The organism is Nocardia sp. NPDC004711 (assembly GCF_053601595.1).
In genome coordinates this window covers 1-13,946 of the sequence record NZ_JBSGCB010000107.1, presented here as the reverse complement: position 1 = coordinate 13,946, position 13,946 = coordinate 1, and the positions used below count along the sequence as shown (strand labels likewise).

General features: G+C 64.6%; 9 protein-coding genes. 5 read left to right on the top strand and 4 right to left on the bottom strand.

Annotated features, from left to right (window positions below; genetic code table 11):
- Positions 1–747 precede the first annotated feature (747 nt).
- The 4 genes from ACWEKS_RS46855 to ACWEKS_RS46840 all read left to right on the top strand — a co-directional run bounded on the left by ACWEKS_RS46855 (position 748) and on the right by ACWEKS_RS46840 (position 6,064).
- Positions 748–1,494, top strand: coding sequence for a hypothetical protein (locus ACWEKS_RS46855; protein WP_452346162.1), 747 nt, complete (start codon positions 748–750; stop codon positions 1,492–1,494).
- On the top strand, positions 1,466–2,308 hold the full coding sequence (locus ACWEKS_RS46850) for a hypothetical protein (RefSeq protein ID WP_452346161.1): 843 nt from the start codon (positions 1,466–1,468) through the stop codon (positions 2,306–2,308). Before ACWEKS_RS46855 ends, ACWEKS_RS46850 begins: the two co-directional genes overlap by 29 nt.
- Before the next feature lie 649 nt (positions 2,309–2,957).
- Positions 2,958–3,974, top strand: coding sequence for an endo-1,4-beta-xylanase (locus ACWEKS_RS46845; RefSeq protein ID WP_452346160.1), 1,017 nt, complete (start codon positions 2,958–2,960; stop codon positions 3,972–3,974).
- A 17-nt stretch (positions 3,975–3,991) separates the two neighbouring features.
- Positions 3,992–6,064 carry an alpha-L-rhamnosidase-related protein gene (locus tag ACWEKS_RS46840; RefSeq protein ID WP_452346159.1) on the top strand — a complete coding sequence of 691 codons (2,073 nt, stop codon included), beginning with the start codon at positions 3,992–3,994 and terminating at the stop codon, positions 6,062–6,064.
- A gap of 344 nt (positions 6,065–6,408) precedes the next feature.
- On the opposite strand, the gene ACWEKS_RS46835 is transcribed toward ACWEKS_RS46840, so the two are convergent.
- The 4 genes from ACWEKS_RS46835 to ACWEKS_RS46820 form a co-directional block, all read right to left on the bottom strand.
- On the bottom strand, positions 6,409–7,164 hold the full coding sequence (locus tag ACWEKS_RS46835) for an IclR family transcriptional regulator (protein WP_452346158.1): 756 nt from the start codon (positions 7,162–7,164) through the stop codon (positions 6,409–6,411).
- Between the two features lie 566 nt (positions 7,165–7,730).
- Positions 7,731–9,806: a sensor histidine kinase gene (locus ACWEKS_RS46830; protein WP_452346157.1), complete on the bottom strand. Its 2,076-nt coding sequence runs from the start codon at positions 9,804–9,806 to the stop codon at positions 7,731–7,733.
- A gap of 137 nt (positions 9,807–9,943) precedes the next feature.
- The gene (locus ACWEKS_RS46825) at positions 9,944–10,750 is read right to left on the bottom strand and encodes an SDR family NAD(P)-dependent oxidoreductase (RefSeq protein ID WP_452346156.1); all 807 of its coding nucleotides are present in this window, start codon (positions 10,748–10,750) and stop codon (positions 9,944–9,946) included.
- A 104-nt stretch (positions 10,751–10,854) separates the two neighbouring features.
- Entirely contained in the window at positions 10,855–11,688 is an 834-nt protein-coding gene (locus ACWEKS_RS46820; protein WP_452346155.1) for an alpha/beta hydrolase, read from the bottom strand.
- Positions 11,689–11,945: 257 nt separating this feature from the next.
- Between ACWEKS_RS46820 and ACWEKS_RS46815 the strand changes: the two genes are divergently transcribed.
- Entirely contained in the window at positions 11,946–13,406 is a 1,461-nt protein-coding gene (locus tag ACWEKS_RS46815) for an MFS transporter (protein WP_452346154.1), read from the top strand.
- The last annotated feature ends 540 nt before the right edge of the window (positions 13,407–13,946 follow it).

The following is a 13,946-nucleotide window of genomic DNA, read 5'->3' as shown; positions in this document are numbered from 1 at the left end:
ACCACTACGCGATGACCTGCTCATTTCAGGACATCAACACGCCTCATACCGGACCTGTCCGATTCCGAAATCCCACCACTCCAAGGGACTTACCCGATTGACATCCGGCCGTGGCCGTTCCAACCGCGCACTATGCGGCTAGTAAGAGTGCGCTCGGTAGGCGCGCCGATGCGGTGGAATACGCCAATCGGTGACGTCAGTTTTCGCCCATGCCAACAGATCTCGACCGTGCGGCGCGATGTCACAGTTGACCGATGATCGACGTCGAATATAACCAGCACGGCCACTTGCACGCGGAGGCGCTGCGTGGGCTTGAGTTGTAGTTGTCCAGCGGCGTCGGATTACCCGGTCCTCACTAGGTCTCCGGTCACCCGTACATGCTCGGCCAAGAGTCGGTCCAGTTGGCGGGATCAAATGGTGTTTGGCGGAATCATCGAATCGGCTGTCGGCCAATGCGCGCGTGACCTATCGGCCAGGCTCGCGAAGCTGGGTATCCCGCGACCGCGAACATCCGCCCTTACGGCCCGCATTCCTGGGGCTATTGAAACGACCTACTGAAATCGTCCTGGCCAGTGTTGGCCCGCGGATTGGGCCTGTGAGAGCCGCATCACGCCGAAGTCGGTTTCCGCTGAGTGGCGGGCCACTTTCGGCAATGGCTTGGCGTCTCGACTAGCACGATGTAGCCTGCATCACTAGCACGAGTTAGTTGTGCGAGTTTCCGCAGGACCTTCGCAGATGAGGGAGAACATGAACGTACGTAGAACGACCGTGGCGGCGGTGTTGTCGGCCGCGCTGGTCGCCGGTGGCGCGGTGACGGTGGCGACCGCGCCGGCGGCGGTGGCGGACTCGGCCCCGAGCTCTGTGCCGGCCCATGCCGGTGTGCACTACGCCGCTCGGTTGGACGGGGTGTCGGTCGTAGCCACGCTCGACGACGGCGCGGTGTTTACTGCCGATGGCGATGGCGTCACGGTTCGCGACCGTGGTGGCCGTGCTCTGCGGGCTCTGCCGTTGACCTTCACTTTCGACGGTCAGCAGCGGGGGATCGCGCACGAGATCTCCGCCGATGGCGGCACTCTGCGGTTGACTCCGGACACCGCGGGGCTGGTGGCTCGACCCGCTGTGCATGAGGTGGCGTCACCGCTCGAGAACCAGCTGGCCATGAACGATCTCATCAATGCCGCCGGTATCGGCCTCAGTATCGGGAGTCTGATCGGCACCATCATCGGCACCGTGCTCGGGCTGGGCGTCGGCTTCGTGATGGCGGGCGCGTCCTGCCTGGTGCTGAGCCTTGCCTGCATCGTCACCGCGCTACCCACTATGGCCATGCTCGCGGGTGTCGGCGGCATCATCGGCCTGGACGTCGGCGGTGCGAGTGTGATTCCGGCGGTGATGAACTACGTGAACACGCTGAACGCCCCCGATGGAACCAGCATCTACGCCAGCCAGATTCCAGCGTTCAAGAACAATGATCCGCAACCCGCACCGGCATCCTGACTGGAAAGCAGCTGATTCCATGAGCATTCGCAGATGGACCGCCACCGCGATGATCGCGGCAGCAGCCGTCACGGTTTCGGCCGGTGTCGCAACTGCCGCGCCGGGCGACCCGGATCCCGCGGTTGTTTCCGCCGACGCGAGCCCGGTGCAGCATCACACCACGTTGTACGACGACTCGGTTGTTACTGTGCTCGACAATGGTGTCTTCGCTCTCGACGCGGACGGGGCGTCGATCAGCGCTCGTGACCTCAGCGGGCGAGTGGTGGGATCGATCCCGCTGCGGTTCGAGCTTGCCGGGCAGACGCATCGCATCGACGGGCAGATCTCGCCCGATGGGCGTTCCGTGCGGCTGGTCCCCGACGTCGTGGCCGCCACGCTGCAGCCCGTTGCGTCGCCACTGGAAAACCAAATGGCAGCAAACGATTTGGGCGGCAAGCTCGGTCAGGCGGCCATGTTCGGTCCGATCGGTGGTTCGGCAGTTGGGGCGATCGTCGGTCTCGTGGTGGCCGTCGCGTCCTGTGCGGTGCTGACCATCGGCTGTCTGGTAGCCGGGTTGCCGATCGTCGGCGCGTTCGCTGCGGCCGGTGGTGTGCTGGGAACGATCGTGCTCACGGGCGGAACGTTCCTCACGGTCGGCGTGAAATACCTGCAGACTCTGATGGCGCAGCCCGGAGAGAGTGATTACGCCAACCAGGGGCTGAACGGCGCCGGGGTGCCGGATTCGAACTTCCGCTTCCCGAAGCTCGCCCTCGGATCGGGCTCTGGCAGTGGCAGTGGCAGTGGAAGCGGATCGAGCAGCGGAAGCGGTGGATAGCTCGTCCTTCAGGTCGGCTATCGCCTGTGCCCCTCCGGAAGGAGTTGGGCACAGGCGATTCGGCATGCCGTGCAGGCTGAGCAATGGCCTTCGATCCGGGTCCGTTCCGAGATTCAAACGTGTGAATCTCGGCGTGGTACCACGGCATTTGCTTCCTTCAAGTTTTCAGTTGACCGCGAGGGCATCCGCCATATTCGGGGTCTGACCGTTGGATCAGAGGTCTATTGCATTGGCGGCATGGCCGAACCGCTTGCCGCGCAGCGACTCTCACGTCTCTGATCGGCACTTGCACGGCATGTCGCGCTCTTCCTGTCGATCTTGAATCCGCCCGCAAGTCTCGGGCACCAGCCCTTTTCAAGTGCGTGTGGACGCCGCACGGCGACGGCCGTATCGGGCATCCCGTCCGGTGGAAAAATGCGATTTGAGGGCGGCGTGATCGATGTAGTGTCCCGTGTCACATACGGACAAGGACTATTTCGCGTGTGTTTTCTGTCGCCAGCACTCAATGATGAGGTTTTCCATGGTATTTTCAGTCAGCAATGATCGGCAGTCATATGCGCATCGCGCATCAGTGATTTTCGCAGGTATCGCCGGGGCCGCAATTCTCTTGGTTGGTAGTTCTACCGTGCACGCAGACCCTACGTCCGTCGTGCCGACACCCGGCGCTACGGCCGATCGGCCGAGTCCGTCTCCGCATCGAAACGACACACTCCAGCAGCTCGCGCAACGTTATGACAAGTACTTCGGGACGGCGGTGGTCGCTGAGGCACTCGCTGGTGATGCCCCATACAGCCGTCTGGCCGGCGATCAATTCGGCGCGGTCACCCCGGCGAATGAAATGAAATGGGCGAATGTCGAACCGGTCCAGGGCCAGTACAACTGGGGTCCCGCGGACAAGGTCGTCGAATTCGCCGAAGCGCACCACCAACGCATCCGTGGACACAATCTCCTGTGGTGGGAGACGCAGCCGGATTGGGTGACCAACGGAACCTGGACTGCGGATCAACTCAAGGACGTGCTCAAACAGCACATCATGACCGAAGTGGGCCGGTACCGCGGCAAGATTTACGCGTGGGATGTGATCAACGAGCCGTTCAACATCCAGGACGGAAGCTGGCGGGACAACATCTACTACAAGACGCTCGGGCCGGAGTACGTCGCCGACGCGATTCGATGGGCGCACGAGGCTGACCCGCACGCGAAGCTCTACATCAACGAGTACGGCATCGAGGGTCCCGGACCGAAGTCGGATGCCATGTACGACCTCGCGAAATCATTGAAGGCGCAGGGTGTTCCGCTCGATGGAATCGGCTTCGAAAGCCACTTCCTCGAGAGCGTGTTCGAGCCGGACGGGCAAGCCTCGAACTTCGAGCGCTTCACCGACCTCGATCTCGACGTGGCTGTCACCGAGCTCGACGACAGCCTGAATCAGCCTCCGTCGCAGCAGGATCTGGTGCAACAGGGCAAGGACTACACGAACTCTGTCTTCGCATGCCTGCAGGTACGGCGCTGCGTCGGAATCACCGTTTGGGGATTCAGCGACAAGCAGCCCTTGATGTCCGGAATCCCCGGCTTCGGAACACCGGACATGTACGACGAGAACTACCAGCCCAAACCTGCCTTGGATGCGGTGAAGGATGCCCTCGCCGATCACCACGATCGCTGAACAGGGTTGGAATGCAGATGGTTTCACGTTCCAGCCACTTCGGCGGTGTGAGCGTTGCCGCGGCCGTGGCTGTCAGTGTGGCGCTGGTGACCGGTACGACACCGAGCGCTTCGGCCGATCCCGCAGATTGGCACCGCTATGTCGAAGGATCACAGTCGGACAAGGTCACGCCGCAGGCGATAGTCTCCACGAGCGGTGATGTGAAGAATGGTCAAGGTCTGATTCGTGGCGGTGACGTCACATTGACCAAGTCGGCGGACGGGCCGGACCCGGTGGTCGTACTCGACTACGGGATCGACGTAGCCGGAGTGCCCTACTTCGATGTCAGCGCCGCAACCGGTACACCGACACTCAGTGCGTCCTACAGCGAGGGGCAGCAGTTCATCGGCCCCGATGGCGACGAGCAGTCGACCACCTTCTTCCCCCGGCCGGGCGTCGACCCGAAGCGGGTCGACAACTATCAGGTCGCCGGGAAAGGGATGATCGACAACAACACTGTGCAGGGCGGTGAACGTTACGAGTGTCTGAGGCTGACCACGCCGGGAAGCGTCACATTGCGAGCGGTCGGGATCCGGTCTACCGGATTCCGGGCCGACAAGGACGCATACCAGGGCTGGTTCTTGTCCAGTGACGAGCAGCTCAACAAGATTTGGTACGCGGGCGCCTACACCGCCCAGCTCAACATGCTCCCGGTGGGCGCGCCGGACGCGGGTCCGCAACCGGTGCTCCTCGACGGCGCCAAACGCGACCGGTTGCTGTGGCTGGGCGACCTGGCTCAGACCGCACCGACGGTCGCGGTTTCGCTGGGACGCAACGGGGCCGACTACATCAAGCAGACACTGGCGATGTTCGGCAACAACCAGATCACCACGCAACCGTCGGCCCAGCCGGCGGCCGCGGCCAAGACCCAGAACTCGACAGATGCGGCCGCCGCACCGCCCTCGGTCGTCGGCGCGGTGCCCGGTTTTGCCACGCCGACGGGATACACGAGTTTCTACTCGGTGTCCTACTCGATGTACTACGTACTGTGCCTGGCCACCTACCTTCGGTACACCGGTGACAACGAATTCGCCTCCGACCAATACGCGGTGGTGCAGAAAGAACTGGAGTTCAACAAATCTCTCGTTGACTCCTCGACGGGATTGCTCACGCTGCCAGATCAGGTGGGCCATGACTGGGATCCCACCGATGGGTCCAAGACCGGAGCGGTCACGGAGTTCAACGCGATCTACTACGAAGCGCTGCTGGACGCCGCGTTTCTTGCGGAGGCGACCGGACACGCCAGTGACGCTTCGGGATATCGGCAACAGGCCGCTCAACTGCGTGACTCCATCAACACGCACCTGTTCAACGCGAGCACTGGCGTCTACGACATCAGTGACACCAAACGCGGCTCAATCGCCCAGGACGCCAACGCGATCGCGTTGCTCTTCGGCGTTGCACCCGATGACAAGGTCGACGGCGTACTCCAGGCTCTGCGCAGCAAGCTGTGGACAAGCCATGGCGCACTGGCATTTTCGCCTGATTCGGGCTACGGGGCGATAATCAGCCCGTTCGTAGGCGGATTCGAAGCACAGGCCAGATTCGCGGTCGGCAATGCATCGGATGCATTGTCGCTGATACGAACTGAATGGGGCCAAATGGTGATGCCTGGGCCTGGGTACACCGGTGCGGTCTGGGAGAACCTGCAAGCCGACGGCACCGTCGGTGGAGGCGGGGTCAGCCTGGCACACGGATGGTCCTCCGGACCGACATCGGCCCTGACCAACTATGTACTCGGTGTCCGGCCTATCGGATCCGGCTTCTCGACCTGGCGTATCGAACCGCACACCGGGGATGTGGAGTGGGCCCGAGGCGAGGTCCCAACGCCCCACGGCCCCATCAAGATTCAGTGGAAGCACGAAGGGGCCCGTTTCATCTTGGAGATCACGGCTCCGGCCGGAACTTCCGGCACCGTCGCACTTCCCGGGCTCGGCGCCGCTCCCATACAAGTGGATGGAAAGGCCGCGAACGCATCGAAGGCGCAAGATCGCACAGTGCCCGAGATCGCCGATATTGGCGCGGGCACGCACACAATCGTTGTGGGATGAACCCAGCCTGTGGCGCACCGGTCTCGCGTCCGGTGCGCCACAGAACCCCGAGGCGCCGCGACCTGAATCCTGGAATTCGACACCGCGTATCGGACGCGAATTCCCGGTTCTCGAAGCTCGCCATAGGGTTCGGCTCGCCCAGTCGCCACGGAAGTGGCTCGGGCAGCGGTAGCCAGGGCTAATCGGCTCTACGTTCGGTCATCGCCTGTGTCTCCTCCGGAAGGAGTTCGGGCACAGGCGATTCGGCTCTTCTTCGGCGTATGCCATTCGGTTACGTGGTCGAGAGTGGAGCGCCTGCGCCGGCACATGCCATCGATGCCCGGGCGATCCGGCCGAACCGTCCGTCATCGGACCTCTCCAAGTGCTTCGGCGGAGTGCGCTTCGGCTCGGAGCATCGCGTCGGAGATAGCCCGGGCCGCGCGCTGGACCAGTGGTGCGACGCGATGCAGGACTGTCTGCTCGGTGGCGGCGACCGAGATCGCGCCGAGCGGCCCCGTCGTGGGGTGGAACGAGGCCGCCACGCAGCCGAGCGCCGAGATGTATTCGCCGAATTCGTAGGCGGGAGAGTCGGTGTTCCGGTTGTGGACGAGTTCCCGATGCAGCTCGGCGAGGCTTCCGACGCTCTTCGAGGTGCAGCGCATGACACCGGACGAGTACGCGAGATCGATGTACTCCGGACTCAAGCGGGACAGCATGGCCTTGCCGGCCGCGGTGCAATGCGCGGGCGCCCGCCCGCCGACCCGAGACGGCACGCGGGCGGCGTTCGGACCGCCGACCTTGTCCAGGTAGTGGACACTGGTGCCATTCAGGACGGTCAGGTGTACGACCAATTTCGTGTGGGTCGCGAGATTGTGCAGCACTGGCGCAGCGGCAGCGCGCAGGGCGTTGTGGCCGAGCTCGCGTCCACCGATGCCCAGGGACCGATACCCGAGCCGGAATCCCCGACCGGCGCGCTCGAGCCAGTTGAGCCTTGTCAGGTGCTCCAGGATCCGGTAGGTCGTCGACCGTGGCAGGCCCGTCAGCTGGGTGACCTGCTCGCGGGTGTGAATGGTGTCCGGCCGCTCGAACAGGTCCATGATGAGCGTGAATCGGTCGAGCATCGAAGGAGGCGACTCCTTCTGATCGGCCAGAGCGTGCCTGTGTACACCGCTTACTGGGGGCATGCCACCACCTTCGATCGTCGATCCGAGTTACGGCTCGACGCTAGGCGGTGAAACCTCCTCGGCCGCTGGACGATTCCGGCCAATGGGAGATCGAAGCGGGTTCCGCGTCCACGTAGCCGGCGGAACCTGCCCCGGTTCTAACATCCGGCGCGGTGCGCAATGGGCGCGACGGCCGGTCCGATCGACCAGTCGCCAGTTACCGGCCGATTCGGCCCGGATGCGGAGAGGCGGCCCGTCCATGCGTGTGAGCTTGGGGAACGGGCCGCTCCGGACACCCGAAGGGGTACGGATACCGGTTACTCCGGACACAGTTCTAGCATCGACGACTGAGCCGCCGAGGCGGCCATTCCATTGGGCGGAACACGCGAAGTGAACATGACGACGGCACTACATCCGCTGGAATGGCTTCGGCCGAGGTGGATTTCGGCGTCATGGTCGGCGCGATCCTCAACACGGTGGCACCTGAATGCGAGGACCGAAGTTCGATCCGGCCGGACAACGACTCAGGTGTCGCGCTGGTGGCGGCGAGGGAGTGCGGGGCGCGTCGGATTCGCGGATGGCGGGATGTCCGTGCCGGAATCTGCCACGCTGTCGAGGGGTTTCGGGAGGGGTTCGATCACGGGCACCGACCAGCTAGTGGGGAACGGATCATGAGCTGCTCGTGGGTCTTCGGTCAGCAGGGCGGCGGGGATCAGGACGACCGCGCGGATCCCGCTGAAATCCGATTCGCCCAGGCGTACCGAAATATCGTGGCGTGATGCGAGTTTCGCGATGGCGAACATGCCCAGGCGGAGTCCGTCGCTGCGGTCGGCGAAGCTGAAATCCGGTGCGTTGCGCAGAAGTTCGTTTCGATCGGCAAGCTCGTCGGCAGTCATGCCGAGGCCGTGGTCGGTGATCTCGAGGGCGACGCCGCGGCCCACCGCGCGGCCGGTGACATCGACGTGAGTCTGTGGCGGGGAGAACGCGGTGGCATTGTCCATCAGCTCGGCCAGCAGGTGGATGAGGTCGGCCACCACGGTGCCCGCGACGCGGACACTCGGTAGTCGAGCGGCGCGAATCCTGGTGTACTCCAGCGTTTCCGCGACCGCACCGCGAACGACGTCGATAAGCGGAACAGGGGTCCGCCATTGGCGCCCCGGCTTCCCGCCGCCGAGGATGATGAGGTTCTCCGCGTGCCGACGGGCACGAGTGGCCAGGTGATCGAGCTGGAACAAGGTGTCGAGATGGCTGGGGTCCTCGGCGTCGTGTTCGGCGCGGTCGAGAAGTTCGAGTTGGCGATGTGCGACCACCTGGCTCCGGTGGGCGATATTGAGGAAGACAGCGTTGATTCCGGTGCGGGTGCGCGCCTCCGCGATCGCGGCCGCAACCGCTGCCTGTTGTGCCTGATTGAAAGCCTTTGCCACCTCGCCGATCTCGTCGTCACCGTGGTCGAGTCGGAGAGTGCTCGCGTCGAAATCGACAAGGGTCCCGTCGCGGAGACCCGTGACGATCTCAGGCAGGCGCTCATCGGCGAGGACCAGCGTTTCGCGACGCAGACGAGTCAGTCGGACGATGAACCGATTGGCCAGCACCACGGCCGCGGCGGCCGCGGTCAGAGCCAGCAGCAGCGCCGCCGCGCCGCCGAGCAACGAGCCGGTCGCGATTCGTTCGCCGGCGTCGGTGGCGGCTTGCTGGGCTGAATCGTTTTGGGCTCTCCACAATTCGAGCAGCCCCGTGGCCACCTCACCGCTGGCGGCCTGCCAGGACGAGGCTGTGATCGGTAGCGCGCTCGCTCTGTCGGGATGTTGTACCCCTCGGGCGCTGATCGCTTCCTCCATGGAAATGGATTGCTGCCAGGCTGGTGTGGAGGTCAGTGCCGTCAATCTAGCCTGCTCGGCCGGGGCGAGGTGCGCCGCCGACTCGGCGAGCGCCGTGCGGAAGTAGCCGATCTCGTGGTTGTAGGCCGTCAGCTCGTCCTGAGTCAGCCCCCCGGCATTCAGCGCGATGACGGCGAGTGCATGAGCACGAGACATGGCCTCGATGGCGCGGAACAAGCTCGCGGCGTCGGCGAGTGCGATCGAGGTGGCGGCATCGGGAGCGACCTCCGCGGCAATGATCGAGCCGGCTCCCACGGCGTCGATGGTCTGGTTGTAGTACGCGTACGCGTCCGCTGTCGACAACTCGCTGGAATCGACTTTGGCGCGAATGTCCGGCAGTTGCGCCAGCAGCTTGTTGACGGTGGCGACGGTGTGACCGGTCGCGTCGGGATCTAGTGCGGACATGGCGCTTCCGACCGGGACCAGGGAGCGCAGTGCGTTGTCGACGCGGGTTCTGGTGGCCGCGAGCGCGGTGACGGCCGCGCTGTTGCCGGTCAGCAGTTCGAAGGTCTGTAGCCGCTCGTGTTCGAACGAATCGACCATCGCGACGGTCGGCGTCGTGCCCTCGTGCAATTGTGCTGCCCAATCACGGGCATGCCTCCCGGCATCCACGAAGTACCCCGCAACGGCGATTCCGGTGACGAGCATGGTGACGCTCGGGACGAGCGCGATGGCCAGAATGCGAGCACGCACTCCGAGGGTGGGTTTCCGGACGCTGAACACGCGCAACACGCTAGGTTCGCGGAAATCGTTGCGATGGGCGGATTTCCATTGGGCGGAAAGGAGGATTCCGACGTTGATGAGCCCGGCAGCCTTTGATGGCCGCCGGGCTCACTCGAGTCTCGACCCACTCGGTCGGATCACATGTGCGAGCCGCCGTCGACGCGGACCTCCGTGCCGGTGACGAAGTACGCGTCGGGCGACCCGAGCATGGCCACGACCGCGGCCACCGCGTCGGGCTTGGCGAAGATCGCGCCGTTGTCCAGAGGCAGCATCGGGGCGGTCTTGCCGAAGAGACTGAAGTCGGTGTCGGCTGGCAGGCCGGGGCCGACACTCTGCTTGGCCTCGCCGGTGCCGTCGGTCATGCCGGACGAGATCGAGCCGGGCTGAACGGAATTGAACCGGATGCCGGCCTTGCTGAACTCCATGGCCAGGGCGTGGGTCATGGCCTGGATGCCGCCCTTGGACGCCGCGTAGGCGGACATGTACGGATGCGCGAACGCGGCGGAGGTGGAGCTGAAGTTGACCACGGCCGGGCCGTTGCCCGTGCGTAGTGCGGGAATCGACTCGCGAATGACGAGGAAGGTGCCGATCAGGTTGATTCGGATCACTTGCTCGAAATCGGCCAGGGTGGTCTGCTCGAAATTCGCCGACCGCAGGATACCCGCGGCGTTCACCAGCGTGTCGAGACCGCCGAGGACCTGGACTGCTTCGGCCACACCGGATTTGACGGACTCCTCGGCGGCGATGTCGATCACGATGGGAGACAGCCGGTCGGCGTGGGCGCCGGCCTTGTCGGCGGTGTCCTTCAGCCCGGTCTCGCTGATGTCCGCGGCTACGACGCGGCCGCCTTCCTCGAGAATCCGCAGGACGGTCGCTTGGCCGATACCCGATCCCGCTCCGGTGACGAGCACTCGGCGGTCGGCGTAGCGCTGTAGAACTGACATGGGCGTGAAGCTCCTTTGCTTGTTGGTTCGAGTTGTGCGGATGCTCTCGTGAGCATGACCGGGGAGCGCGTCGATTCAGGACGGGATTCCGCTGAGCGGAAGCGTTATGACGTTTCGGTGGGTTTCCGCAGCCATTCGGTGATGGTGTCGATGGAGCGGTCGAACGTGTCCTTGTCGGGACTGTTGAGATGACCGTGACGAGTGCCGGGCTCGTAGAGTGCCTGCACCGGCCGATCATGGGCGCGCAATTCGTCGGCGAACAATTCACCGGAGGCTCTCAGCGTGTCTCGCTCGGAGTTGACGATCAGCGTCGGCGGAAAATCTGTGAGGTCGGCCCCGCCGGGAAACGCCTGCGGCAGGCGTTCCAGGTGGTCGCGGCCCACGTAGTTGTGGGCGATCCAGCGTTTCATGGATCGGGTGAACGTGCCGATGCGACGCCAGCCACGCAGTGCATGCCGCAATTCGGGGCTGAACGGAGGTATTTCCGGGTGCAGTCCCGGATACGCGAGTACAGCGCCCGAAGGCGTGGCTGTTCCACCGCGCTGGCGCAGGCACAGTGAGGCGGCCAGCACGCCTCCCGCACTCGCGCCGCCGACGTAGAGGCCTCGAGCGCCGAGTTGCTCGGCGTTGGCGACCAGGTAGCGCCAACCCAGCTCACAGTCGTCGAGCGGCAAGGGGAAGCGCACGTCGTCCTCGCGTGGTGATCGCCACGGCGCGTATCCAGGTGCCAGACGATAATCGACACTCACGCAGCGGATTCCGCGATTGGTCAATGCCTTGCATACGGCGTCACCCTCGGGCATGTCGATGGAACCGCCGATGAATGCTCCGCCGTGCATCCACAGCAGGGCTGGCCCCGGGTCGGTGGTCTCCGGCTCGTACACCCGCAGGCGCACGCCATATGGCGCATCGGGCGGGACGACATCATGGATCTTCACGCGGCTCGCGCTCCTTTGTTCGGCACTGAATCATCACGGCTTCGCCCGATCGATCCCGATCCGGCGGATTTCGCGAAAGCCCTATTCAAGGAGACTAGCACGAGCTAGTATCCGTGCACCGGCTGGCAGTTCGCGTTGTACGGACCCCGTTCCGCCGGACTGCCGCGGCCAGGAACGCACACATTCCTCAGGGCCACGGCAGGCAGCCGGGTGTCCGCGAGCGGCCGCCCGAGCACGATTCATCGAAAGGCAAGTCCGTGACCACTACCGCAACGGAGCGACAGGACAGTAGTGGCGCCGGTATCGGCGCTCGTTATGCCCTGCTGCTCATCTCCCTGATCTGGCCGGCCCAGCTGCTGTCCATGATCGGCCTGCTCGCCGGAAACGCGCAGGCGCAGATCGCCATTCACTTCCAGACCACGCAGATCGCCTGGTTCAACCTGAGCGCCGCACTCGTCGGCACCTTCGTCACCCCGTTTGTGATCAAGGCGGCCGACCTGTTCGGCAAGCGGCGGGTCATGATTATCGTCACCGCCATCGGCCTGGTCGGAGATCTGATCGCTGCGGTCGCCCCAAGTTTCACCGTTCTGTTGATCGGTAAGGGCATCAGCGGCTTCTACATGGCGATCGCCGCGCTGGTGTACGCCTTGGCGCGAGATGTGTTCCCGCGCAACCTGGTCGGGCCCGCGAGCGGTGCGATCGGCGGTGCCGTGGGGCTGGTGGCCCTCGGTGGTCCGTTCCTGTCGGGCTGGCTAATCGATCACCACGGGTTCCGCGGTGTGCTGTGGTTCCTGGTTATCGCGACGGCGGTCAGCTCGGCACTGCTGGTGCTGTTCGTGCCCGAAAGTCCGGTACGTAACGAGAACCGGTCCTTCGACTGGCTGGGTGGTGTCCTGCTTGGCAGTGGCCTCACCGCGATCATCTATGGGGTCGGCAAGGGATCGGCGTGGGGCTGGACCGCCATGTCCACGCTGGCGTTCATCGTCGGCGGTGTGATCGCTCTGATCGCGTTCCTCGGCGTGGAAGCCGTTGTGCCGGAGCCGATGTTTCAGCTCGGTCTGCTCGCGCGCCGGGAAGTCTGGACGGTCCTCTCCGTCACCGCTCTGCTGGCCGGCACCGCTCTTACCGCGGGCACCATCAGCCAGCTGCTCGCGCTGATGCCCCCGATTCCGACGATCTCCGACGGGCTCGGCTACAGCGCGACCAAACTCGCCCTCATCGGTGCCCCGGCCAGCGTGCTCCTCCTGCTGACCGCGGTGGGGACCGGGATCCTTGCCCGCAAGGTCGATACCAGACTGCTGCTGGTTGCCAGCGCGGTGTTCACCGCGGGCGGCTACGCGATGATGGCGCACTACCATTACACGCCCAAACAATTGGCGGTCACCGGGATCATCGCGGGTCTCGGCATCGGCATCATCGCCGCCCTTGTTCCGATCATGGTCATCGAAGCGGTGCGGGCACACGAGCAGGCGCTCGCCAACGGCATGCAGGCGATGCTCCAGGGAATCGTCACCACCGTGGTCACCCAGCTCGTGTACGTGATGATGACGCACGGCGGCATGGTCATGCAGGGCACCCAGTTCTACCGTGACACCGGCTTCAAACAGGCCTACTACCTTGTGGTCGGGTTCGCCATCGTCGCGCTCGTGCTGACCCCCCTCATTCCGCGGATCAAGCGCCTCTCCGAGGCCGAGGTTGGCGAGGCCGCGATTTCGTGAATTTCGGACTCAGCTCGAAACTCACAATGGCCCTGGGCATCACGGCAGCTGTGCTGGCCGCGTCGCTCGGGGCCTTCGGCTGCCGGGCGGCCGGTGCCGCACCTGAACCGGACAGCATCGCCGTCATAGCGGCAGGGATCGTCTCGGCCGACGCCTCGCGGATCGCCCGCGTCAAACGAGCCGACAACCGTCATCTCGCACGGCGTCGGTCTCGGCGGCGAAGGGCCGGGGTCTCCCGATCCTGGTGCAGCGGCCCGCCGAGGCATCCCGGGCCCATCCTCACCGCCGGAATGGGCCTATAGCCGACCGTGATGGCAGCAATCGTGGCACTATCCGCCGATAGAAACTAGCACGAGATAGTATCGAATTGCCGAGGCTCCTTCGCGTTCTACTAATCTCCAGGGGGAGTGTTCGACGACCTGCTCTCATCGCAGGTGGCTGACTCTTCGGGGGCCGGCTGTTCATCAGGTAGTGGCGGGGGGGGGGGGGGTTGGGGGGGGCGCGAGCCCCCCCGCCGGCGGAAAAACACGCGGAGGGGTC